The sequence below is a fragment of the Serratia nevei genome, from assembly GCF_024160145.1.
GTDB classification, from domain to species: Bacteria; Pseudomonadota; Gammaproteobacteria; order Enterobacterales; family Enterobacteriaceae; genus Serratia; species Serratia nevei_A.
In genome coordinates this window covers 17,061-38,119 of record NZ_JAMYWQ010000044.1, presented here as the reverse complement: position 1 = coordinate 38,119, position 21,059 = coordinate 17,061, and the positions used below count along the sequence as shown (strand labels likewise).

Genomic DNA, 21,059 nt, shown 5'->3' with positions numbered 1-21,059 from the left:
ATGAACAGGCGAAATGGCTGGTACTACCAGGGCGCAGAGAGCGAAGTTATCCTAGAGAACTCCGGGCCAGAAGCAGGAAATATCCAGATAAAAAAGTTGCTGGTCACCCTTAAGTGACCAGCATTACCCCGAGGGGTGCTTTTTTTGTGCCGGAAACTTAGGTATCCGGCGTTAGCTTGTTGCCGACAAACAGGGTCAACTTCAGACCAGGTTGCAGACTGCCTTTACCGAGCGTTGAATTCCAACGCATCACGTCGTTAATATCGACGCCGTGACGACGTGCAATACTGGCGAGCGAATCACCTTTGCGAACCTGATAGGTGATACTGCTGTTACTGCCCGTATTGCTGGCCACTTGCAGGGTTTGCCCAACTTTTAGGGCGCTCTTGGCGCGCAAGTTGTTCCAACTCTGCAAATCGCTGGTCTTAACGTTCAGCCGCTTGGCAATGCCCGATAAGGTGTCGCCGGAGCGTACTTTATACAAACTGCCACCGGACAAACCGCTGTTCTTTGCCAACTGCGTCGTTGGCTGAGTCACGGCGATCTGGCCATCGGCCAGCGAGTCTTTCAGCTGATCGGCGTGCCCTTTGGGAACCATGATGTAATGGGGCCCGTTGGGTGCCGTAACGCCTTTTTTGTAGCCTGGGTTATAAGCTTTCATCTTGGTGACCGAAAGCCCTGCCATCTCAGCCGCCTGAGTCAGCTGGATCTGCTGTCCGACATCGATACGCGCCAGTGCACGGGTTTCATCCGTTTTCGGGAGTTTCACGCCGTACTTCTTGCTGTTCTTGATGATGTCGCTCAGCGCCAGCATTTTCGGGACATAGATCGACGTTTCACGCGGAAGCGACAATGCCCAGAAATTGGTTGGCTTACCCTGACGTTTGTTTGCCTTCACCGCTTGCATCACGCGGCCTTCACCACTGTTATAGGCGGCTACGGTCAGTAACCAGTCGCCGTCAAACATGCGGTTCAAGCGCTGCATCATGTTAAGCGCAGCGGTTGTCGAGGCGACGACATCGCGTCGACCGTCATACCACTGATTGTTTTTCAAACCATAATTACGACCCGTTTGCGGCACGATTTGCCATAGCCCTGCGGCGTTGGCACTTGACGTGGCGTGTGGGTCAAAAGCGCTCTCCACTATGGGTAGCAGTACCAGTTCCATCGGCATATTACGTTTCTTAATCTGCCCGACTATCCAGTACATGTACGGCTCTGCCCGTAATGTTACATCGTGGAGATAGCTCTTACTTTTTAAGTACTTTCTTTTCTGATCACGGATCCGGGAATTTTCCGGAACCTCCATCTTCAGCTCGTCGCTAATGAAGTTCCACAGGTCCTGTTGCGCGGCGGGACTGTTGTTATCCAACCACCGCGCCGAGCTCGCTCGGCCATTTGCTGTGTACTCTCCTGCTTCACCATCTTGACCAGCCGAAGACAAACTCTGTGCATGCTGTTCTGGCGCCGGTGCGTCCTGCCTGGACGACTGGCAACCCACTAGCAAGACTGAGGCGAGAAATATCGCTTTAGCCTTCATGTGTGTGTCAATGTAGTTGCTTAAAAGACGAGCAATAATACTTTGCTTCGCCAAATAACACAACTAAAAGCTTAGAAGTTATCTTTCCGCAGGCGTAATTCGGAAAAAACTGAATGAAGGCTTTTGGGTGGTGAATTAAAGCCTAATTTATTTTGTAAATCAGTGTCATGGCAGCGTAAAAACAGGTTAATTTTGCGCTCTAATTGCAATGTAGTCGGCACGCTGGCTTGGTCTTTTGCCCTTAACGCTTCAACATGTTGTTGATATGTTTCAATCTCTCGATCTTCCGGCAAAATGGCCCGCGCAAACTTAAGATTTGAAAGAGTATATTCATGCGCGCAGCAAATTAAGGTGTTATCGGGAAGTTGCGCGAGTTGTTGAAATGAGTCGTACATTTGTTTCGCGGTGCCTTCAAACAGCCTGCCGCAGCCGGCGGAGAAAATTGTGTCGCCGCAGAACAAATAAGGGGCGCTATAGAATGCCACATGGCCCAACGTATGGCCGGGAACGGCGATAGTCGTGTACTCTCGGCCATCGATTTCAACGGTGTCGCCGTCGCGGACGATATGATTGGCGCCTTTGTCCGCCGTTTCCTGCGGCCCATAAACCGCAAGGCCTGGAAACTGCGCCACTATCTGCGCCACGCCGCCGACGTGATCGTGATGGTGGTGGGTCAACAAGATCGCACTCGGCGTCAGTTGCAGGCGCTGCAGCGCCTCGAGTACCGGCCGTGCCTCACCCGGATCGACGATAATGCAGCGCCCCTGCCGGTCATCCAATAACCAAATGTAATTGTCCTGGAAGGCGGGAATGCTGATAAGATTCATGGTGTACCTCTCGTTGGCAACGGCTTGAAAGAAGATAATAAATCATGAAACCAGCCCATACTCTACAAAAGCTTACCGGCCCGCAGTCCTGGGCGGAGCTGCCGTGGGGGGAGTACTATCGTGAAGCGCTCGAGCGGCAGTTGCAACCCTGGTGGCCGAAGCTGTTCGGTTTCCATCTGCTGAAGATGGGTTCACTCAGCGCCGAGCTGGCCACGGACAAATGCGCGATTTCCCATCAGGTCAACGTAGGATTGGCGGGAGAGGGGTTGCAGGTGATCGCCGATGCTTATCAACTGCCGTTTGCCGCCAAATCGGTGGATGCCTGCCTGTTGGCGCACACGCTGTCCTACGCGGACGATCCGCACCGCATGCTGCGTGAGGTAGACAGGGTGTTGATCGACGACGGCTGGTTGGTTATCAGCAGCTTCAATCCGTTCAGCCTGCTGGGATTGGGTAAGCTGGCGCCTGGATTGCGTCGCCGCCAACCCTATGTCAGCCGCATGTTTACCCAGATGCGGTTGCTGGATTGGCTCAGCCTGCTGAATTATGAGGTGCTTCACCAGGCGCGTTTTCACGTGCTGCCGTGGCACCGCAAAGGGGGCAAATTTCTCTGCACCCATTTGCCGGCGCTGGGCTGCATGAGCGTGATCGTGGCGCGTAAGCGCACCTTGCCGCTGACGCCCACGCCGATGAAGCTGGGGGCGAGAAAACCGTCTCTCAGCCGCGCGGTGGGCGCGACCAAGAGTTACCGCAAGCTGCCTTAGGCTTCCGGTTGGTAACCGACGTCTTCCTGCGTCGGTTTACCGGCTGCTTCGCGCGCCAACACGTCACAACGTTCGTTCTCCGGGTGGCCGGCGTGGCCCTTGACCCATTCCCATTTTACCTCGTGGCGCTGAATGGCCAGATCCAATCGCTGCCACAGATCGACATTCTTGACCGGCTTTTTGTCGGCGGTTTTCCAGCCGCGTTTCTTCCAGTTGTGGATCCAGCTGGTGATGCCCTGGCGCACATACTGGCTGTCGGTGCTGAGCGTCACGGCGCAGGGTACGGTCAGCGCTTCCAGCGCCACGATCGCCGCCATCATTTCCATGCGGTTATTGGTGGTCAGACGAAAACCCTCGCTGAAGGTTTTTTCCGTCTGCTTATAGCGTAATATCGCGCCGTAGCCACCGGGGCCGGGGTTGCCAAGGCAGGAGCCGTCGGTGAAAATTTCTACCTGTTTGAGCATCTCTGGTAGACTCTTCCTATCAGTTTTATAAAAGCCAAGTCTGACATAAACGAGCGCTGTGAGCACTGCAATATGATCTCTACAACCACCAGACAGATTGTCCTCGATACCGAAACCACCGGTATGAACAAGCTTGGGGTGCACTACGAAGGGCACCGCATCATTGAAATCGGTGCGGTTGAGGTGATTAACCGTCGCCTGACCGGGCGCAATTTCCACGTTTACATCAAGCCGGATCGGCTGGTGGATCCGGAAGCCTACGGCGTACACGGTATCAGCGACGATTTCCTGGCCGACAAACCGACTTTCGATCAGGTTGCCGACGAATTCCTCGACTTTATCCGCGGCGGCGAGCTGGTGATCCATAACGCGGCGTTCGATATCGGCTTTATGGATCACGAATTCCGCATGTTGCAGCAGGGTATCCCGAAGACCGAGACCTTCTGCACCATCACCGACAGCCTGCTGATGGCGCGCCGCCTGTTCCCGGGCAAGCGCAACAACCTCGATGCCTTGTGCAGCCGCTATGAGATAGACAACAGCAAGCGTACGCTGCACGGCGCATTGCTCGATGCCGAGATCCTGGCGGAAGTCTATCTGGCGATGACCGGCGGTCAGACCTCGATAGCGTTCCAGATGGAAGGTGATACCCAGCAAAACGATACCGCGCAAGAAATTCAGCGCATCGTCCGCCCGGCGACGGCGATGAAAGTGGTCTACGCCAGCGACGAAGAAGTGCAGGCGCACGAGGCGCGCCTGGATCTGGTGGCGAAGAAGGGTGGCAGCTGCCTGTGGCGCGGGGCGCCGGCCGAATAACGGCGTTTTTGCATGAAAAAAACGCACCGGATGAACCTTCGTTGAAAAACTGTGCAAACGGTTCATTTGGTGAGAAAAAGGCGTTGACGGAACCGAGAGGCGTCCGTAATATGCGCCTCGTTCCCCCGCAAGAGGGAATGGCGCGGAGCGGTAGTTCAGTTGGTTAGAATACCTGCCTGTCACGCAGGGGGTCGCGGGTTCGAGCCCCGTCCGTTCCGCCACTATTCAGAAGCCCTGAGTTAGCGATAACTCAGGGCTTCGTCGTTTCTGCTCTCTGAAAAACGGTGCGGCCCAATAAACGGGGCCGGCAGACCGGCCCCTTATCCTCAGAACAACACCGAGTAGTTCAAGCCGAAGGTGCGTCCGCGGCCTTTATAACTGTACAGCTCAGGCGAGCCGTAGGTCGGGCTGTACAGGATCGGCGCGCGTTGGCCCCAAACGGTGGTGTATTCCTTGTCCAGCAGGTTTTCCACGCTGAAGCTGATTTTCCCTACCGGCAGGGTATAGCTGCCGAGGAAGTCGAGGGTGTTGTAGCCATCGATCTTGCGGCCCTGGGTGGAGTTGGCCTTGGTGTAATCGCCGTCGTCCGACACGTCGAAGGTTTGCTGCGACTGTAAACGCAGAGTCCAGTCGCCCGGCGCCCAGCCGACATAGGCGGTGACTTTCGATGGGCTGGCGGTATCCACCACCAGTTTCTTCCATTCGCCGTTGACCTTAGTTTCGGAACGGATAACGTTGAAGTTGGTGCCGGCGCTCCAGTCGCTGTCTGCAAAGAAGTAATCCACCGCGCCTTCTACCCCATAGATGCGGCGCTTATCCGCATTGACGTTGATGGTCATGTCGGTTTTGTTGATGGCAATACTCTTGTCGGACAGCGAGTAGTAGGCGGCAATTTGCGTGCGCAGATTATCGCCGGTATAGCGCCAACCCAGCTCGTAGGCATTGACCTTGATGCCTTCCAGCTTGGAATCGCCGACGTTGACGCTCTTCAGCAGCCGGTAATGGCCGCCGTTCAACGCGTAGGTGCCGTTGCCGTAATACTTGCCCGGATCCGGGATCTCGAAGCCCTGAGAGAAGTTGAACCAGGTTTGCTGGCGATCGGTCAGGTGCGCCAGCAGGCCGGCGTTGAACAGCGCGTTGTTGTAGTCGGTTTTCCCTCCCGGTATCGCGTCGGCAGAAGTCGCGGCACCGGTGGCGATCGCCTGTTGCTGGCTATAGCCGACGAAGTCGTCAATCTTGTTTTCGGTGTACTGGTAACGCACGCCGCCGCTCAGGGTGAAAATCGGGTTGATGTCGTAGCTGGCCTGCAGGAACGACGCCAGGTTGCTGGTGGTATAGCTTGGGTAGCGGCCGGTATTGTAGGCGTTCTCCAGCGTCATGCCGCCGGACTGTTGCGCCTTCGCCAGGTTGAAGAACTGCTGGTTGGCGTTGAAGCTTTCATGCTCGGCGTCAATGCCGTAAGTCAGCGTCAGCGCATCGACAGGCTTGCTGTTTAACGTCAGTTTGCCGCCGTAGAAATCGGTTTTCTGCTGCGAAGCGCCAATGCTGCCGACGTAATAGTGCGGCGCTTTGCCCGCCAGCGTCGGGAACGGGTAGAAGGTCAAGGTTTCGTCACGATAATAGACCTGCGCCACCAGATCCTGGCCGAGGAAATCGGTGTTGGAATACTGCAGGTTGATCAGATGGCGCTCGGTGCCGGGGAGGCGGTCGGAGTTTAAGTTGCCGCTGTTGTATGCCTTGGCGTTGCCGGTTACCGCCGCGAAGTTTTCCCCCAGGAACAGGCCGTGGTCGCCGTCGGATTGGCTTTTGTAGTACTGGGTGGTCAGCTGCAGCTGTTGGTGTTCGTCGATGTTGAGGGTGCCGGTGCCCATCACGTCAAGGCGATCGGAATACTGCAGGCCGGTTTGGGTATTGTCGATCAGCACCTCGTTGCCTTTGCCGTCGTACCAGCCGCCATAGCGCTGATAAGAAACGGACAGACGCCCCGAGGTGTTGTCGTTGCCGCCGCTGACCGCCGCTGCCACGTTCTCGTCGCGATCGTTATGGCCGCCAAAGCCGGTTTTGCCGCCGATCTGTAATTCGACCTGCTGTTCCCGTTGCCCCTTTTTGGTGACGATGTTGATCAGGCCGCCGGTGCTGCCGCCGCCGTACAGCGAGGTTGCGCCGGAAATCACCTCAATATGATCGATATTGAACGGATCGATCGAATCCAATTGGCGGCTGTCGCTGCGCGATGAATTCAGGCGTACGCCGTCGATCATCACCATCATCGAACGGCCGCGCATATTCATGCCATAGTTGGTGCGGCCTTGGCCGCTGACGTCCATGCCGGGGATCAGCTGCGCCAACATGTCCTTGATCTCTTTGCCACCCTGAACCTGCTGCTCGATCTCCTGGCTTTCAATGATCCAGGTGGTCTGCGCCATTTCGGCCGCGCTGCGGTGCGAGCGGCTGGCGGAGATCACCATCTGCTCTTCGGCGCCGGCTTTCTGATCTTCTGCCCAGGCGGCTGGCGCAAGCATCGCCAGCAGACAAGGGTTCAATACCCAAAGGTGTTTGCGTTTCATCGTTATTTCCCAGGTGATATTGTTATTACGTTATTTTTTGAGAATGAGTCTTTTATCAATAACGTTTCTTGTTATCAATAAAATCATGATATGATTTTTTGCGATACATTAACGTAATTAATTAGTTTTATTAACATTTTACCCGCAGCACGATCGCGCACTCCACGCCGTCAAACGGTAGCCGATCGGCCATAGGTACAAGCGACAACCGTTGCCGGAGAATCGAGAACATGTCCGCCAGCTACAGAATTTTTGATATCACCTTGAAAAGCAAAACGCTGATTTCACCTTCGCTGGTGCGCTGCGTGTTTGAAGGTGCGGATATTCATCGGATGAAGCTGGAAGCGCCGGATCAGCGCATCAAACTGTTGTTCCCGGCGGCGGACGGCACGATCCCGCAGCTGGTCAACGGCCCGGACTGGTACGGCGATTACATGGCGCTCCCCAAAGAGCAGCGTCCGGTGATGCGCACCTATACGCTGCGTGCGCTGCGCCGCGAGCAGCATCAGATGGACGTCGAATTCGTGCTGCATGGCGTAAACGGCCCGGCCTCCGCCTGGGCGACCCACGCCGAGCCGGGCGACGCCCTTCAGACGGTCGCCCCCAACGCTGACTTCGACGGCGACAGCGGCGGCTACGAATGGGCGCCGCCGGCGCAGTTGCGGCAGGCGCTGTTGATCGCCGATGAGACGGCGGTGCCGGCGGCGATGGGCATTCTGGAGCAGCTGGCGCAGCAGGCCAATCCGCCGCGGGTGCAGGCGTTCTTCGAGGTGCCGGTGGCGGGAGATTGCCTGGATTTGGCCCGCTTCCCGTTTGCCGAGGTTTACTGGCTGCCGCGCGACGTGGGCCGCCAATTGGCGCACGGCACGCTGCTGGTGGAAGCGGTGCGCCAGCGGGTGGATATCCCCGCTGCCGCGTGCGCCCAAGCACAGTCCCTGGCGGAAAGCAGCCTGAGCGATGAGGTGCTGTGGGAACGGGCGGCCGGTAACAGCGCTTTTTATGCCTGGGTGGCGGCCGAGTCTTCCACGGTGAAAACGCTGCGGCGTTACCTGATTGGCGAACGCGATCTGGATCGCGCTACTGTCAACTTCATGGCCTATTGGTGCTGAACGCGCCGCCCTTTTCCGGCATTGACGCCGGCTGGGGGTAGCCTGCTGGCAGGGCAGCATCCCTAAGACGAGGCGTTACGGCGATAGAGGCTCAGGGCGACGGCCAATCCGGCCAGCAGCCCGGCGCAGGTACGGTTCAGCCAGCGCAGAGCGCGCCCGGACAAGATACGCATGGCATGATGGCCGCCAAGCGCATAGAGACTCATCAGGGCAATATCGATCAGGGCCGTCACCAGAGCGAGAATGACGTATTGCAGTGCCACGTCGCCCTCTGGCCGAATGAACTGTGGCAGAAAGGCGGAAAAGAACAGCAGCCCCTTGGGATTGAAGAGTGCGACCAGCAGCGAGCGCATAAACGCAGCGTGGCCGTTGCGGGCGCCGGACATGGAGTCCTGCGCCGCCTGCGGGGCACCAAGCGGCGCGCGCCACAGTTGGCAGGCGAGATAGAACAAATAAACGGCGCCGGCCCATTTGACCAGCGTGAAAAGCTGTTCGGAAGCTTGCAATATTGCCCCCAGGCCGCAGCCGACGGCGCCGATCAACAGCAGGTCGGACAGCGCCGCGCCTGCAATCCCACAGGCGGCGACGCGTTTGCCTTTGGTGGCGCCGTTATTGAGCGCCAACAGCATGGTTGGGCCCGGTGTGATGGTGACCGCCGCGACGGCCACGATATAGAGCAAGAGCGTCGTCATATCCATATCACTTCTCCTTGCGTTATCGGCTAGGGGGCCGGGCATTCAGTCCAGACGCAGAAAGCTGTCGGCGTCGCGCCAGGCCGGGAAGGCGCTGCGGTAACTCTGCAGGGTTTCCAGCGACAGCTCGGCGTCCAGCCGCGTGGCCGCGCCGGGCTGCGCATCCGCTAGGATCTCGCCCTGAGGGCTGATGATCAGGCTGTCTCCGCTGTAGCTCAGGCCGTTGGGATCTTCGCCCACCCGGTTGCAGCCCGCCACGTACACCTGATTTTCAATCGCCCGCGCCGCCAGCAGCGTTTGCCAATGGTTGCTGCGCGGCGCCGGCCAGTTGGCGACGTACAGCGCCAGATCGTAATCCTGCTGATAGCGCGCCCAGACCGGGAAACGCAGGTCGTAGCAGATCTGCGGCAGGATGCGCCAGCCGCGCCATTCGAAGATCTCACGCCGGTTGCCGGCCTGGTAGTGCAGGTGTTCGCCGGCCATGCGGAACAGGTGGCGTTTGTCATAGGCGTGCACCTGGCCGCCCGGCTCGACCAGCAGGAAGCGGTTGACTGCCCCCTCGTCAGTTTTCAGCGCCACGCTGCCGCCGATTAACGCGTGGCTTTTCAGCGCCCAGCCGTGCAGCCAGTCGATCACCTGCTGTTCAGGCAGGGCGCTCTCGCCGGCATCCATGGCGAAACCGGTGGTGAACATCTCCGGCAAGACGATGAGATCGCGGCCGACGATCGGCGCCAGCAACGCATCGAAAGCCGCCAGGTTGGCGGGGCCGTCGCGCCAGACCAGCGGTTGCTGCAACAGGGTAATTTTTAAAGTCGACATAACCGCTCCGCAGCTGCATCCAGCGTGGCGTCCTGTTTAGCGAAGCACAGCCGGATCAATTTATGGGGGAAAGGATCGGCACAGAAGACCGACAGCGGAATGGCCGCCACGCCCACGTGCTCGGTTAACCAATGGCAGAATGCCACATCGTCCAGACTGGAGATGGCGCTGTAGTCCGCCAGCAAGAAGTATGTACCCGCGCAGGGTAAAATTTCCAGTCGGCTGCGCGTCAGCGCCTGCACAAAGCGGTCGCGTTTGGCGCGATAGAACGCCGGCAGCTGTCGCCAGTGCTCCGGCTCGGCGCGCAGGCTATCCGCCAGCGCCAGCTGGGCCGGGGTATTGACCGAAAAGGTCAGGTATTGATGCACTTTGCGCACCTCGGCGCTCAGCGCGGCGGGCGCCACGCAATAACCCACTTTCCAGCCGGTCATGTGGAAGGTTTTGCCGAAAGAGGACACCGCGATCGCGCGCTGGCGCAGCTGCGGGTGAGCCAGCACGCTGGCGTGCCCGCCGTTGGCGAAGCAGATGTGTTCGTAAACCTCGTCGCTGAGCACGTAGATTTCACGTTCGGCGATGGCATGCCACAGCTGCTGCATGTCTTCCGCCTGCCAGGCGGTGGCGGACGGGTTGTGCGGCGTGTTAACGATCACCAGGCGGGTGCGCGGCGACAGCGCGGCGGCGAACCTTGGCCAATCCACGGCAAACGCAGGCGGCTGCAGGGCGATACGTTTGAGTATGCCACCGGCCAACGTGACCGCCGGCGCATAGCTGTCGTAGCTGGGATCGAAGCAGACCACTTCGTCGCCGGGGCGCACCAGCGCGCTGATGGCGGCGAACAGTGCTTCGGTAGCGCCGGCGGTGACGGTCACTTCGGCGGTGGCGTCCGGTTGCCAGCCATACAGCTCGGCGGTTTTGTCGGCGATGGCTTCGCGCAGCGGCGCCACGCCGGTCATTGGCGCATACTGGTTGGCGCCCTGGGCGACGTGCCTGGCCAGACGTTCTTTCAGGTAGTCCGGGCCGTCGAAATCGGGGAAGCCCTGCGACAGGTTGATCGCCTGGTGCTGCTGCGCCAGCGCGCTCATCTGGGTAAAGATGGTGGTGCCCAGCGAGGGCAGTTTACTTTCGGGAACCAATGCGGAAGTGCTCATAGCAGGTGAATACTCCAGGCGCTTATATTGCCGTCAATATAACACGATGCTAGTATTTGGCAATCAAGACGCTTAGATGGCTAAATGCAAAAAAGTGCTTAGCCCGCCACGCGGCAGGCCAAGCCTCATTTGCCGGCCGCCTTACCGAACGGGAAACGATAATAATGACGGAGAATCCGCAACTTACCGCATTGCTGGCGGCCTGCCACTGGATTGGCGACAAAGGCTGGTGCCCGGCGACCGGCGGCAACATGTCGGTGCGCCTGGACGAACGTCAGTGCCTGGTCACCGAGTCCGGCAAAGACAAGGGTAGCCTCAGCGCCACCGATTTTCTGCGGGTGGATATCGCCGACAATCATGTGCCGAGCGGCCGCACGCCATCGGCGGAGACTGGGCTGCATACGCTGCTCTACCGCCTGTCTGCGCATATCGGCGCGGTGCTGCATACCCATTCCGTCAACGCGACCGTGCTGTCGCGGGTGGAGCGCGGCGATGCGCTGGTGCTGCAGGGGTACGAAATGCAGAAGTCGCTGGCGGGCCAGCGCAGCCACCTGGACAGCGTGGCGATCCCTATTTTCGACAACGATCAGGACATCCCCCGGCTGGCGGCGCGGGTGGCGGCCTATGCCGAGGCCACGCCGCTGCAATACGGCTTTCTGGTACGCGGCCACGGCCTGTATTGCTGGGGGAGCCAGGTGGTGGAAGCCCGCCGCCATCTCGAAGGGCTAGAATTCCTGTTCCAGTGTGAACTGCAACGCCGCTTACTGGAGGCGAAATGATCCGCGCTATCGTGACCGATATTGAAGGCACCACCAGCGATATTCGCTTTGTGCATCAGGTTCTGTTCCCTTACGCCCGCGAACGGCTGGCGGATTTTGTGCGCCGCCATGTCGCTGAGAGCGAAGTCGCCGCGCCGCTGGCGGCGCTGCGCGCTGAAATTGACCAACCACAGGCAGATCTTGACGCGCTGATCGCCGCGCTGTACCGCTTTATGGATGAAGACCGTAAATCTACCGCGCTTAAGGCGTTGCAGGGCATCATCTGGCGCAGCGGTTACCGCGAAGGGGACTTCCGCGGGCATCTGTATCCGGAGGTCGCGGGGCAGTTGGCCGCCTGGCAGCGGCAGGGAGTCAAGCTCTACGTCTATTCCTCCGGTTCGGTGGAGGCGCAGAAGCTGCTGTTCGGCCACAGCGACGCGGGCGATCTGCAACCGCTGTTCAGCGGCTATTTCGATACGCACGTCGGCGCCAAGCGTGAAACCGCATCGTACCGTAACATCGCGCAGGCTATCGGCATCGCGCCCGACGAGCTGCTGTTTTTGTCCGACATCCGCCAGGAGCTGGATGCGGCGCAGGCCGCCGGCTGGCATACCTGCCAGCTAATCCGCGATGAGGCGGACGCGCAGAGCCGGCATCCGCAGGTTAACCGTTTTGATCGTATCGATTTAGGGGAGTTCGTCTCATGAGTGGATTGACCATATTCAGCGATACCGCGCCGCAGCAGCCGCTGTGGCAGAGCCGCGATGCGCAGGAGATCCAGCGCCAGTTGGCGCAGATCGGCGTGCGCTTTGAGCGCTGGCAAGCGGATCGCGAGCTGGGCGACAACCCGCAGCCGGCGGCGGTGATCGCCGCCTACCAGCATGAGATAGACCGGCTGGTGGCGGAAAAGGGCTACCAGAGCTGGGACGTGATCAGCATGCGGCCGGACCACGAGCAGCGCCAGGCGCTGCGCGAAAAATTCCTGTCCGAACACACGCACGGCGAAGATGAAGTACGCTTTTTCGTCGAAGGCGCAGGGCTGTTTTGCCTGCATCTGGACGGCAAGATCTTCCAGATCCTGTGCGAAAAGAACGATCTGATCTCGGTGCCGGCCAACACCCGGCACTGGTTCGATATGGGATCGGCACCCCACTTCACCGCGATCCGGGTGTTCGACAACCCGGAAGGCTGGGTGGCGTATTTCACCGGCGACAAGATCGCCGATGACTATCCGCGTCTGGACTGAGTGCTTAACCCAAGGCCCGTCGGAAGATCCCCATTTCAACCTGCTGCGGCGTAATCACGCCGCTGTCGAATACCCATCCGCTGATGAGCTTCGCGGGCGTGACGTCGAACGCCGGATTGTAGACCGGTGCTTCGTTCGGCGCCCACTGGCAGGCGCCGAAGCTGCCTGAAACGCCGGTGACTTCGGCCGCCGCGCGCTGTTCGATCGGAATGGCGGCGCCGTCCGGACAGTGCGGATCGTGGGTGGTATGCGGGGCGGCCACGTAGAACGGGATGCCGTGGTAGTGCGCCAGCACCGCCAGGCTGTAGGTGCCGATTTTGTTGGCGACGTCGCCGTTGGCGGCGATGCGATCCGCGCCGACCCATACGGCATCGACCTGGCCCTGCGCCATCAGGCTGGCGGCCATCGAATCGCAGATCAGCCGATAGGGAATGCCTAACTCGCCCAGTTCCCAGGCGGTCAGACGGCCGCCCTGCAGCAGCGGCCGGGTTTCATCGACCCACACCTGTTGCACCTTGCCCTGCCGGTGGGCGCGCAGCAGCACGCCGATGGCGGTGCCGACGCCGGCGGTGGCCAACCCGCCGGTATTGCAGTGGGTCAGCAGGCGGCTGCCGGGTTTGATCAGTTCAGCGCCGCGATCGGCGATGCGATCGCACAGCCGGCGGTCTTCTTCCACCAAGCGCAGCGCTTCGTTCACCATCGCCGGCACCCAATCAGGCTCCGCCAGCGCCAGCTTCATGCGATCAAGATTGTTCATCAGGTTGACCGCCGTCGGCCGTGCGGCGCGCAGCGTGCGCAGCGCCTGTTCCAGCCCGGCGCGCGGCAGACCGCGTTCCGCGAGCAGCGCCAACAGCAGGCTGGCGGACAGCCCGATCAGCGGCGCGCCGCGCACTCGCAGGCTGTGAATGTGCCCGACCAATTCCTCCACGCTGTCGCAGGCGCGCCACCGCTTTTCCTGCGGCAGGGCTTGCTGATCGAGGATCCAAAGGCGGTTGTCCTGCAGGGTCAAACTGGTGGTGTTAAGCGCTTGCATCGGCGGTTAATTCCTTGTTGCGTGGTTATTGCATCTGAAACGCTATTCTGCCAACATGACTTCCAGATGTATAGACGTCTAAATGCTTTTACGTCTAAATAAACAGAGTCGCTGGGATCGGTGAGAGAGAACAGAGGGGTTGGGGAATGTCGCTTTATCGTACGTTTACGGCTGCCGACGCCGTTGAATACGCCCGCCAATACGGTCGGGTGTCTGAACCGCAGGCACTGGTCAGCGCCGACGAGATCGGTGACGGCAACCTGAATCTGGTGTTCAAGATCCGCGATCGCCAAGGCGTGAGCCGGGTGATCGTCAAACAGGCGCTACCCTACGTGCGCTGCGTGGGCGAATCCTGGCCGCTGACGCTGGATCGGGCGCGCATCGAAGCGGAAACGCTGCTGATCCACGGCGGTTTCTGCCCGCGGCATACGGTCAAAGTCTTGCATCACGATCCCGAGTTGGCGGTGATGGTGCAGGAAGATCTCTCCGATCATCGCATTTGGCGCAGTGAGCTGGTGCAGGGCCACTATCACCCGCTGGCGGCCGGGCAGTTGGCGGAATACCTGGCGCAGACGCTGTTCCATACCTCCGATTTCTATCAGTCGGCGCAGCAGAAGAAGGCGGAAGTCAGCCGTTTCACCAACCCCGAGCTGTGCCAGATCACCGAAGATCTGTTCTTTACCGATCCTTACATCGACCATGAGCGCAATCTGTTCGAGGCGGCGCTGTTGCCGCAGGTGCTGGCGCTGCGTGAGGATGCGTCGCTGAAGCTGGCGGTCGCCGGCCTGAAACATCGCTTCCTCAGCAAGGCGGAGGCGCTGTTGCACGGGGATATTCACAGCGGTTCGATCTTCGTGGCGGAAGGGCGGTTGAAAGCGATCGACGCCGAATTCGGTTTCTACGGCCCGATCGGTTTCGATATCGGCACCGCATTGGGCAACCTGCTGCTCAACTATTGCGGCCTGCCGGGGCTGCTCGGGCCGCGCGACGCCGCCGCCGGGCGCGAGCAGCGGCTACAGGATGTGCGCGAGCTGTGGCTGATCTTTGCCGACCGCTTCCTGGCGCTGTGCCATCAGCAAAGCCGCGATGCGGCGCTGGCGACGCCGGGTTACGCCGAGCAGTTCCTGCAACAGGTCTGGACCGATGCGGTCGGGTACTGCGGTACCGAACTGATTCGGCGCACCATCGGCCTGGCGCACGTCGCCGATCTGGACAGCATCGCCGATGCCGATATGCGCCTCGACTGTCAGCGTCATGCGCTGGGACTGGGGCGCACGCTGATCGTCAACGCGCCGCAGATCGAGCATATCGACGCGCTGCTGGCGCGCATTCGTCAGCAAGGCTGAAGATCTCGGCCATGAGGCGAACCCGGCTGCGGCCGGGTTTTTTATTTTTAATAACTTATTGGTATCAGCAATAGAATAGATAAATTGTTTTTAACTAAAAATGTATTTTCGCTCGTGTCTTATTTGTAAATTTAATTATATTTCCTGACCGTTGGTTACATGTCTTTAATATTGGCCGTGTGGTGACGGTCACGTTTATTTTTCTGGGTTTGGTTGAGATGATGAAAATAACACAGGGTGATTTGTATCTTTTTTGAACGTTTTGTCGAGGGGGTAGGAAGCGAAAAAAAGATCTTTTATCGATAAAAACTATCACGGCGCCGTTACGTTTTTATTGTATGCGCTAATTTATGTTCTAACGTGAATAACGTCGCGGGTTGAATATCTCAATATTCCCTCCTAGATTGTTTCGATGGGCAGATAAACGCAAATAAATAACGCAAGGTTATTAATCCGTAATCACCTTTGGCTTCATGTTGTCTGATTATTCCTATCGAGATCGGAGTGCTCCATGCAATTAACGCCTAGAGAAATCGAAAAGTTGATGGTCTATACCCTGGCCGACGTCGCATTAAAGCGAAAGTCCAGAGGGATAAAGCTGAATTACCCCGAGGCGGTGGCGATTATTACCACCGCAGCGCTGGAAGGCGCCCGTGAGGGTAAAACGCTGGAAGAAGTCATGAACGATACGCGGCAGGTGTTGAGCCGCGATGACGTGATGGACGGCGTGGCGGATCTGATCCCGCATGTACAGGTCGAAGCGATATTCAGCGACGGCAGCCGCCTGGTGACAGTGCACGATCCGATTCAGTAAGTGCGGTTTGCGTTCCTTATTGCCACGGATAAACCCTATCAGCGCAGGTATTTCGATGAAAAAGCATGACCAAGAAAAGCACGTGCCGCCCGGCGGCTATATCCTGTCAGAAAGCCCCATCACCTTCAATGAAGATCGCGAAACCCTTATTTTAACGGTGCGTAATACCGGCGACAGGCCGATTCAGGTCGGTTCGCATTTTCATTTCTTTGAAGCCAATAAAGCCTTGCAATTCGATCGCGCCGCCGCCTTTGGCAAGCGTTTGAATATCACTGCCACGACGGCGATCCGTTTTGAACCCGGCGACGAGATTGAGGTGGCGCTTATTGCCATCGGCGGCAAACAAACGGTCTACGGTTTTAATAATCTGGTGGACGGTTGGGCGGGTGACAGCCCGGTAGCGGCCGGTGAAAGGGTAAAGAAAACGATAGATGTAAAGCGAGCTATTGAGCTGGGTTATAAAAACCTCGATCAGGCGCCGACGAAAACGAGCGAGGAATAACGCATGCCAACCCTCTCCAGGCAAGAATATGCCGGGCTGTTCGGCCCAACCACCGGCGATAAAATTCGTTTGGGCGATACGCAACTGTTTATTGAAATAGAGAAAGACCTGCGCGGCTACGGCGAGGAATCGGTCTACGGCGGCGGCAAGTCGCTGCGTGACGGCATGGGCGCCGACAACCGATTAACCAGCGATAACGTGCTGGATCTGGTGATTACCAACGTGACGATTTTGGACGCCCGGCAAGGGGTGATCAAGGCGGACGTCGGCATCAAGAACGGGCTGATCGCCGGCATCGGCAAAAGCGGCAACCCGGCGATGATGAACGGCGTTACGCCCGGCATGGTGGTGGGTGTCAGCACCGACGCCATCTCGGGCGAGCACCTGATCCTGACCGCCGCCGGCATCGATACGCATATTCACTTCATTTCGCCGCAGCAGGCGGCGCATGCGCTCTCCAACGGCGTGACGACGTTCTTCGGCGGCGGCGTCGGGCCGACCGACGGCTCCAACGGCACCACCGTGACCGCCGGGCCCTGGCATATCCACCGCATGCTGCGCGCTTTCGAGACTATGCCGGTCAACGTGGGGATGCTCGGCAAGGGGCACGCTTCGCACGCCGCGCCGCTGGTGGAACAGATCGCCGCCGGTGTGGCGGGGCTGAAAGTGCATGAGGACTGGGGCGCCACCAACTCCGCGCTGCGCCACGCGCTGCGCGTGGCCGACGACATGGACATTCAGGTGGCGGTGCACACCGACAGCCTGAACGAAGGCGGCTACGTCGAGGACACCATCGACGCCTTTGAAGGACGCACCATCCACACCTTCCATACCGAAGGCGCCGGCGGCGGGCACTCGCCGGATATCATCAAGGTCGCCGCGCAGATGAACGTGTTGCCAAGCTCCACCAACCCCACGCTGCCGTTCGGCATCAACAGCCAGGCCGAACTGTTCGACATGATCATGGTGTGCCACAACCTCAATCCCAATGTGCCGGCCGACGTGGCGTTCTCCGAAAGCCGGGTGCGGCCGGAAACCATCGCGGCGGAAAACGTGCTGCACGACATGGGCGTGCTGTCGATGTTTTCCAGCGATTCCCAGGCGATGGGGCGGGTCGGCGAAAACTGGCTGCGGGTGATGCAGACGGCGCACGCGATGAAAGTCGCGCGCGGCAAGCTGCCGGAAGACGCCGCGGAGCACGACAACTTCCGCGTGTTGCGCTACGTGGCGAAGATCACCATCAATCCGGCGATCGCGCAGGGCATCAGCCACGTGCTGGGCTCGGTCGAGGTCGGCAAGATGGCCGATCTGGTGCTGTGGGAGCCGCGCTTCTTCGGCGCCAAGCCGAAGCTGGTGATCAAGGGCGGGATGATCAACTGGGCGGTGATGGGCGATCCCAACGCGTCGCTGCCGACGCCGCAACCCACGTTCTACCGGCCGATGTTCGGCGCCATGGGCAAATCGCTGCAGGAAACCTGCGTCACCTTCGTCTCCGGCGCCGCGTTGCACGACGGTATCAAAGAGAAGCTGGGGCTGGAGCGGCAGGTGATGGCGGTGCATAACTGCCGGGCGATCTCCAAGCAGGACATGGTGCGCAATGCGGAAACGCCGCACATTGAGGTGGACCCCGAAACCTTCGCGGTCAAGGTCAACGGCGAACATGCCACGGTGAAGCCGATCGCCACCGCCGTGCTTAATCAACGCTACTTCTTCAGCTAGGAACCGCCGCTCATGATCGTAATTGAAAAGATACTCGGCAATATCAAACGGGATGCCGACTGGCGCGAGCGCTTGCAGCATGCCTCGCTGGACGTGCTGGCGCTGTCGCAGTGGGAGGCGCAGAAAAGCCGCTGCCGCAAAACGACCCGCGACGGCCAGGATCTTGGCATCTCCCTCGATCGTCATCAGGTGCTGGCCGACGGCGACGTGTTGCTCTGGGACGAAGCGAACCGCAGCGCGGTGGTGGTGCAGATGAACCTGCGCGACGTGATGGTCATCCATCTTGAGTCGTTGCTGGCGACCGATAGGGAGACGGTGCTGAAGACCGCGTTCGAACTGGGGCATGCGCTGGGCAATCAGCACTGGAAATCGGTCATCAAAGGGAATCGCATCTTTATTCCGCTGACGGTGGCGACCAAGGTGATGGATTCGGTGATGAAAACCCACGGCTTCCACGCGTTGCCTTATTCGTTCGTGAAGGGCGAAAGCATTTTGCCGCATTTGACCCAGCCCGAAGCGCGCTTGCTGTTCGGCGGCGCGGAGGATTCCGCCACCCATGTGCATGTCGACAGCCCCTTCCTCGGCCAGCATGTGATCAAACTGAAATGAACGCCGTCCAGTTGATTCGCATCCTGCAGTTTGCCGACTCGGTGCTGCCGGTGGGGGCGTTCGCCTTTTCCAACGGCGTCGAGTCGGCGATCCAGGCCGGCATCGTGCGCGATGCCGACACGCTGCAGTCGTTCACCCGCACTGCCTTGCAACAGGCGGCGGGCGGCGACGGCCGGGCGGTGGCGGCGGCCTGCCGGGCGCTGCAGGCGGGCGATCGCGAGGCGGCGATCGGCCACGACTGGGCGCTGTTCAACCGCAAGCTGAACGAAGAGGGCCGCAACATGGTGGTGCGGATGGGAAAAAAGCTGGCGGAAATGGCGGCGGCCATTTGCGACGAACCCGAGGTGGTCTGGTGGCTTGAGCAGATCAAAACCGGCCGCGCCGCCGGCACCTATCCGGTGACGCAGGCGGTGGTGATGACGGCGCTGGGCGCCGGCCCGCGCGAGGTGGCGGTGATGCATCAGTACGGCGTGGCGATGACCATTCTCAGCGCCGCCATGCGCCTGATGCGCGTCACCCATATCGACACCCAACGCATCCTGTTTCAACTCAACCGGGACATCGACGTTTTTTGCGACGAAGCCGAACGCGGCGGCGTTGAACAAATGGCCTCTTACGCGCCGGTGACCGATGTCCTGGCCGCGCTGCACGTCGGCGCGTTTACCCGACTGTTCAGCAACTAATAAAAGGAACGATCAGAGTGAAAAAAATTACCCGCATCGGTATCGGCGGCCCGGTAGGCTCGGGCAAAACCGCGATCATTGAAGTTATCACGCCGCGCCTGATCGAGCGCGGCATCAGCCCGCTGATCATCACCAACGACATCGTCACCACCGAAGACGCCAAACAGGTCAAGCGTACGCTCAAGGGGATCCTGGACGAGGAAAAAATTCTGGGCGTGGAAACCGGCGCTTGCCCGCATACCGCGGTGCGTGAGGATCCGAGTATGAATATCGCGGCGGTAGAGGAGATGGAGGCCCGCTTCCCGGAAAGCGACGTGGTGATGATCGAGAGCGGCGGCGATAACCTGACGCTGACCTTCAGCCCGGCGCTGGCGGACTTTTACATCTATGTCATCGACGTCGCCGAAGGGGAAAAGATCCCGCGCAAAAACGGCCCGGGCCTGGTGCAGGCCGACATCCTGGTGATCAACAAAATCGATCTGGCCCCCTATGTCGGCGCCAGCCTGGCGGTGATGGAGCATGACACTCGCGTGGTGCGCGGCGAGCGGCCTTATATTCTCACCAACTGCAAAACCGGCGAAGGCATCGACGAGCTGGTGAACATGATCATGCGTGATTTCCTGTTCACCCATGCGCCGTCGGCGGCGGTATGACGGCGGTCAGCGAAGCCGCGAGGCGCGTCGCGCAGCTTGGCGCCGAGGCGCCGGAGCTGGCCGATTATCAGGATGAGCCGCCGCAGATGGCCAGCGGCGGCGTGGGCAAAACCGGCTATCTGAGGCTGGGGTTTGCGCTAAGCGGGCATCGCAGCGTGCTGCGGCAGATGGAGCGCCGTGTGCCGTTTCTGGTGCAGCGGGCACTGTATTGGGATGAAGCGCTGCCGCAGATGCCGTGCGTGTTCGTCATCTCCACCTCGGGGTGCATCTTGCAGGGCGATCGTCTGACGCTCGAGGTACAGGTCGCCCCCCAGGCCTGCGGGCATGTCACCACCCAGTCGGCGACCAAGATCCACACCATGGAAAATAACTACGCGGCGCAGATGCAGACGCTGACGCTCGAAGAGGGCAGCTACCTGGAGATGATGCCCGATCCGGTGATCCCCCACTGCGGTTCGCGCTTCATTACCGATACCCGCATTACGCTGCACCCGACGGCGACGCTGCTCTACGGCGAGATCCTGATGTCGGGGCGCAAACACCATCAGGCGGATCGCGGGTTCAGGTTCGACGTGTACTCCTCGCGCATCAGCGCCTGCCGCCCCGAGGGCAAAACGCTGTTTGTCGAACGCTATGTGCTGGAACCGCATAAACACCCGCTGAATGAGGTCGGCGTGATGGGGCCGTTCGACGTATTCGGCAATGTGATCCTGCTGACGCCGCCCGAGCACCATCAGCGGATCCTCGAGCGCATCGCGCCCCATTATGACGAGGCTGAAGGGATCGCCAGCGGCGTCAGCCAGCTGCCCAACGAGTGCGGGCTGATCTTTAAGGCCCTGGGTAAAGAGGCGCGCCAGGTGAAGGCGGCCATTCGCGTTTTCTGGCGCGTCGCCCGGGAAGAGATCCTGGGCGTGACGCTGCCCGAGCCCTTTCTCTGGCGCTAATCTGCA

Annotated in this window: 22 protein-coding genes and 1 tRNA gene; 15 read left to right on the top strand and 8 right to left on the bottom strand. The window is 59.6% G+C overall.

Annotated elements, in window-relative coordinates:
- Positions 1-157 precede the first annotated feature (157 nt).
- On the bottom strand, positions 158-1,540 hold the full coding sequence (gene mltD / locus M6G53_RS21990) for a murein transglycosylase D (protein WP_253334493.1): 1,383 nt from the start codon (positions 1,538-1,540) through the stop codon (positions 158-160).
- 71 nt (positions 1,541-1,611) lie between these two features.
- Positions 1,612-2,367, bottom strand: a complete 756-nt coding sequence (gene gloB / locus M6G53_RS21985; protein WP_253334492.1) for a hydroxyacylglutathione hydrolase — start codon at positions 2,365-2,367, stop codon at positions 1,612-1,614.
- A 44-nt stretch (positions 2,368-2,411) separates the two neighbouring features.
- Between gloB and M6G53_RS21980 the strand changes: the two genes are divergently transcribed.
- On the top strand, positions 2,412-3,131 hold the full coding sequence (locus M6G53_RS21980; protein ID WP_253334491.1) for a class I SAM-dependent methyltransferase: 720 nt from the start codon (positions 2,412-2,414) through the stop codon (positions 3,129-3,131).
- On the opposite strand, the gene rnhA is transcribed toward M6G53_RS21980, so the two are convergent.
- Positions 3,128-3,595 (bottom strand): ribonuclease HI, encoded by a 468-nt coding sequence (gene rnhA / locus M6G53_RS21975; protein WP_033649910.1) that lies wholly within the window; start codon positions 3,593-3,595, stop codon positions 3,128-3,130. The two genes, M6G53_RS21980 and rnhA, sit on opposite strands and share 4 nt — an antisense overlap.
- Before the next feature lie 72 nt (positions 3,596-3,667).
- On the opposite strand from rnhA, the gene dnaQ reads away from it, so the two are divergent.
- Together dnaQ and M6G53_RS21965 are read left to right on the top strand one after the other, a co-directional pair.
- Positions 3,668-4,411, top strand: coding sequence for a DNA polymerase III subunit epsilon (gene dnaQ, locus M6G53_RS21970; RefSeq protein WP_253334490.1), 744 nt, complete (start codon positions 3,668-3,670; stop codon positions 4,409-4,411).
- Positions 4,412-4,555: 144 nt separating this feature from the next.
- Positions 4,556-4,632: transfer RNA gene (locus tag M6G53_RS21965), tRNA-Asp, on the top strand.
- 105 nt (positions 4,633-4,737) lie between these two features.
- On the opposite strand, the gene M6G53_RS21960 is transcribed toward M6G53_RS21965, so the two are convergent.
- Positions 4,738-6,978, bottom strand: coding sequence for a TonB-dependent siderophore receptor (locus M6G53_RS21960; RefSeq protein WP_253334489.1), 2,241 nt, complete (start codon positions 6,976-6,978; stop codon positions 4,738-4,740).
- Positions 6,979-7,208: 230 nt separating this feature from the next.
- On the opposite strand from M6G53_RS21960, the gene M6G53_RS21955 reads away from it, so the two are divergent.
- Positions 7,209-8,087 carry a siderophore-interacting protein gene (locus tag M6G53_RS21955; protein ID WP_253334487.1) on the top strand — a complete coding sequence of 293 codons (879 nt, stop codon included), beginning with the start codon at positions 7,209-7,211 and terminating at the stop codon, positions 8,085-8,087.
- A 62-nt stretch (positions 8,088-8,149) separates the two neighbouring features.
- Here the strand turns inward: M6G53_RS21955 and M6G53_RS21950 are convergent, their stop codons facing one another.
- Genes M6G53_RS21950 through M6G53_RS21940 form a run of 3 tightly spaced genes read right to left on the bottom strand, consistent with a single transcriptional unit; the run spans position 8,150 to position 10,746 of the window.
- Entirely contained in the window at positions 8,150-8,785 is a 636-nt protein-coding gene (locus M6G53_RS21950; protein ID WP_253334485.1) for a LysE family translocator, read from the bottom strand.
- Between the two features lie 39 nt (positions 8,786-8,824).
- On the bottom strand, positions 8,825-9,598 hold the full coding sequence (locus M6G53_RS21945) for an amidohydrolase (RefSeq protein ID WP_253334483.1): 774 nt from the start codon (positions 9,596-9,598) through the stop codon (positions 8,825-8,827).
- On the bottom strand, positions 9,586-10,746 hold the full coding sequence (locus M6G53_RS21940) for a pyridoxal phosphate-dependent aminotransferase (RefSeq protein WP_253334481.1): 1,161 nt from the start codon (positions 10,744-10,746) through the stop codon (positions 9,586-9,588). Before M6G53_RS21940 ends, M6G53_RS21945 begins: the two co-directional genes overlap by 13 nt.
- 164 nt (positions 10,747-10,910) lie before the next feature.
- Here M6G53_RS21940 and M6G53_RS21935 point away from each other — a divergent pair, with 164 nt between their 5' ends.
- Genes M6G53_RS21935 through M6G53_RS21925 form a run of 3 tightly spaced genes read left to right on the top strand, consistent with a single transcriptional unit; the run spans position 10,911 to position 12,750 of the window.
- Entirely contained in the window at positions 10,911-11,525 is a 615-nt protein-coding gene (locus M6G53_RS21935; RefSeq protein WP_253334479.1) for a methylthioribulose 1-phosphate dehydratase, read from the top strand.
- On the top strand, positions 11,522-12,211 hold the full coding sequence (mtnC, locus tag M6G53_RS21930) for an acireductone synthase (protein WP_253334477.1): 690 nt from the start codon (positions 11,522-11,524) through the stop codon (positions 12,209-12,211). The genes M6G53_RS21935 and mtnC overlap by 4 nt, the downstream gene beginning before the upstream one ends.
- Positions 12,208-12,750, top strand: a complete 543-nt coding sequence (locus M6G53_RS21925) for a 1,2-dihydroxy-3-keto-5-methylthiopentene dioxygenase (protein ID WP_253334475.1) — start codon at positions 12,208-12,210, stop codon at positions 12,748-12,750. Before mtnC ends, M6G53_RS21925 begins: the two co-directional genes overlap by 4 nt.
- Positions 12,751-12,754: 4 nt before the next feature.
- On the opposite strand, the gene mtnA is transcribed toward M6G53_RS21925, so the two are convergent.
- Positions 12,755-13,783, bottom strand: a complete 1,029-nt coding sequence (gene mtnA / locus M6G53_RS21920) for an S-methyl-5-thioribose-1-phosphate isomerase (RefSeq protein ID WP_253334474.1) — start codon at positions 13,781-13,783, stop codon at positions 12,755-12,757.
- Between the two features lie 146 nt (positions 13,784-13,929).
- On the opposite strand from mtnA, the gene mtnK reads away from it, so the two are divergent.
- The 8 genes from mtnK to M6G53_RS21880 all read left to right on the top strand — a co-directional run bounded on the left by mtnK (position 13,930) and on the right by M6G53_RS21880 (position 21,053).
- Positions 13,930-15,129, top strand: coding sequence for an S-methyl-5-thioribose kinase (mtnK, locus tag M6G53_RS21915; protein WP_253334473.1), 1,200 nt, complete (start codon positions 13,930-13,932; stop codon positions 15,127-15,129).
- A 511-nt stretch (positions 15,130-15,640) separates the two neighbouring features.
- Positions 15,641-15,943 (top strand): urease subunit gamma, encoded by a 303-nt coding sequence (locus tag M6G53_RS21910; protein WP_025160087.1) that lies wholly within the window; start codon positions 15,641-15,643, stop codon positions 15,941-15,943.
- 55 nt (positions 15,944-15,998) lie between these two features.
- Positions 15,999-16,445 carry an urease subunit beta gene (locus M6G53_RS21905; protein WP_253334472.1) on the top strand — a complete coding sequence of 149 codons (447 nt, stop codon included), beginning with the start codon at positions 15,999-16,001 and terminating at the stop codon, positions 16,443-16,445.
- A gap of 3 nt (positions 16,446-16,448) precedes the next feature.
- Positions 16,449-18,164: an urease subunit alpha gene (locus M6G53_RS21900; RefSeq protein ID WP_049271934.1), complete on the top strand. Its 1,716-nt coding sequence runs from the start codon at positions 16,449-16,451 to the stop codon at positions 18,162-18,164.
- A 12-nt stretch (positions 18,165-18,176) separates the two neighbouring features.
- Positions 18,177-18,773, top strand: coding sequence for an urease accessory protein UreE (locus M6G53_RS21895; protein WP_253334471.1), 597 nt, complete (start codon positions 18,177-18,179; stop codon positions 18,771-18,773).
- On the top strand, positions 18,770-19,456 hold the full coding sequence (locus M6G53_RS21890; protein WP_253334470.1) for an urease accessory protein UreF: 687 nt from the start codon (positions 18,770-18,772) through the stop codon (positions 19,454-19,456). The genes M6G53_RS21895 and M6G53_RS21890 overlap by 4 nt, the downstream gene beginning before the upstream one ends.
- Before the next feature lie 17 nt (positions 19,457-19,473).
- Positions 19,474-20,109 (top strand): urease accessory protein UreG, encoded by a 636-nt coding sequence (gene ureG / locus M6G53_RS21885; RefSeq protein ID WP_253334469.1) that lies wholly within the window; start codon positions 19,474-19,476, stop codon positions 20,107-20,109.
- Entirely contained in the window at positions 20,106-21,053 is a 948-nt protein-coding gene (locus M6G53_RS21880; protein ID WP_253334468.1) for an urease accessory protein UreD, read from the top strand. The genes ureG and M6G53_RS21880 overlap by 4 nt, the downstream gene beginning before the upstream one ends.
- Positions 21,054-21,059 lie beyond the last annotated feature (6 nt).

Excerpts from the sequence above, each read along its gene's own strand:
- mltD (WP_253334493.1), bottom strand. The coding sequence starts at position 1,540 with ATGAAGGCTAAAGCGATATTTCTCGCCTCAGTCTTGCTAGTGGGTTGC.
- gloB (WP_253334492.1), bottom strand. The coding sequence starts at position 2,367 with ATGAATCTTATCAGCATTCCCGCCTTCCAGGACAATTACATTTGGTTA.
- M6G53_RS21980 (WP_253334491.1), top strand. The coding sequence starts at position 2,412 with ATGAAACCAGCCCATACTCTACAAAAGCTTACCGGCCCGCAGTCCTGG.
- rnhA (WP_033649910.1), bottom strand. The coding sequence starts at position 3,595 with ATGCTCAAACAGGTAGAAATTTTCACCGACGGCTCCTGCCTTGGCAAC.
- dnaQ (WP_253334490.1), top strand. The coding sequence starts at position 3,668 with ATGATCTCTACAACCACCAGACAGATTGTCCTCGATACCGAAACCACC.
- M6G53_RS21960 (WP_253334489.1), bottom strand. The coding sequence starts at position 6,978 with ATGAAACGCAAACACCTTTGGGTATTGAACCCTTGTCTGCTGGCGATG.
- M6G53_RS21955 (WP_253334487.1), top strand. The coding sequence starts at position 7,209 with ATGTCCGCCAGCTACAGAATTTTTGATATCACCTTGAAAAGCAAAACG.
- M6G53_RS21950 (WP_253334485.1), bottom strand. The coding sequence starts at position 8,785 with ATGGATATGACGACGCTCTTGCTCTATATCGTGGCCGTCGCGGCGGTC.
- M6G53_RS21945 (WP_253334483.1), bottom strand. The coding sequence starts at position 9,598 with ATGTCGACTTTAAAAATTACCCTGTTGCAGCAACCGCTGGTCTGGCGC.
- M6G53_RS21940 (WP_253334481.1), bottom strand. The coding sequence starts at position 10,746 with ATGAGCACTTCCGCATTGGTTCCCGAAAGTAAACTGCCCTCGCTGGGC.
- M6G53_RS21935 (WP_253334479.1), top strand. The coding sequence starts at position 10,911 with ATGACGGAGAATCCGCAACTTACCGCATTGCTGGCGGCCTGCCACTGG.
- mtnC (WP_253334477.1), top strand. The coding sequence starts at position 11,522 with ATGATCCGCGCTATCGTGACCGATATTGAAGGCACCACCAGCGATATT.
- M6G53_RS21925 (WP_253334475.1), top strand. The coding sequence starts at position 12,208 with ATGAGTGGATTGACCATATTCAGCGATACCGCGCCGCAGCAGCCGCTG.
- mtnA (WP_253334474.1), bottom strand. The coding sequence starts at position 13,783 with ATGCAAGCGCTTAACACCACCAGTTTGACCCTGCAGGACAACCGCCTT.
- mtnK (WP_253334473.1), top strand. The coding sequence starts at position 13,930 with ATGTCGCTTTATCGTACGTTTACGGCTGCCGACGCCGTTGAATACGCC.
- M6G53_RS21910 (WP_025160087.1), top strand. The coding sequence starts at position 15,641 with ATGCAATTAACGCCTAGAGAAATCGAAAAGTTGATGGTCTATACCCTG.
- M6G53_RS21905 (WP_253334472.1), top strand. The coding sequence starts at position 15,999 with ATGAAAAAGCATGACCAAGAAAAGCACGTGCCGCCCGGCGGCTATATC.
- M6G53_RS21900 (WP_049271934.1), top strand. The coding sequence starts at position 16,449 with ATGCCAACCCTCTCCAGGCAAGAATATGCCGGGCTGTTCGGCCCAACC.
- M6G53_RS21895 (WP_253334471.1), top strand. The coding sequence starts at position 18,177 with ATGATCGTAATTGAAAAGATACTCGGCAATATCAAACGGGATGCCGAC.
- M6G53_RS21890 (WP_253334470.1), top strand. The coding sequence starts at position 18,770 with ATGAACGCCGTCCAGTTGATTCGCATCCTGCAGTTTGCCGACTCGGTG.
- M6G53_RS21880 (WP_253334468.1), top strand. The coding sequence starts at position 20,106 with ATGACGGCGGTCAGCGAAGCCGCGAGGCGCGTCGCGCAGCTTGGCGCC.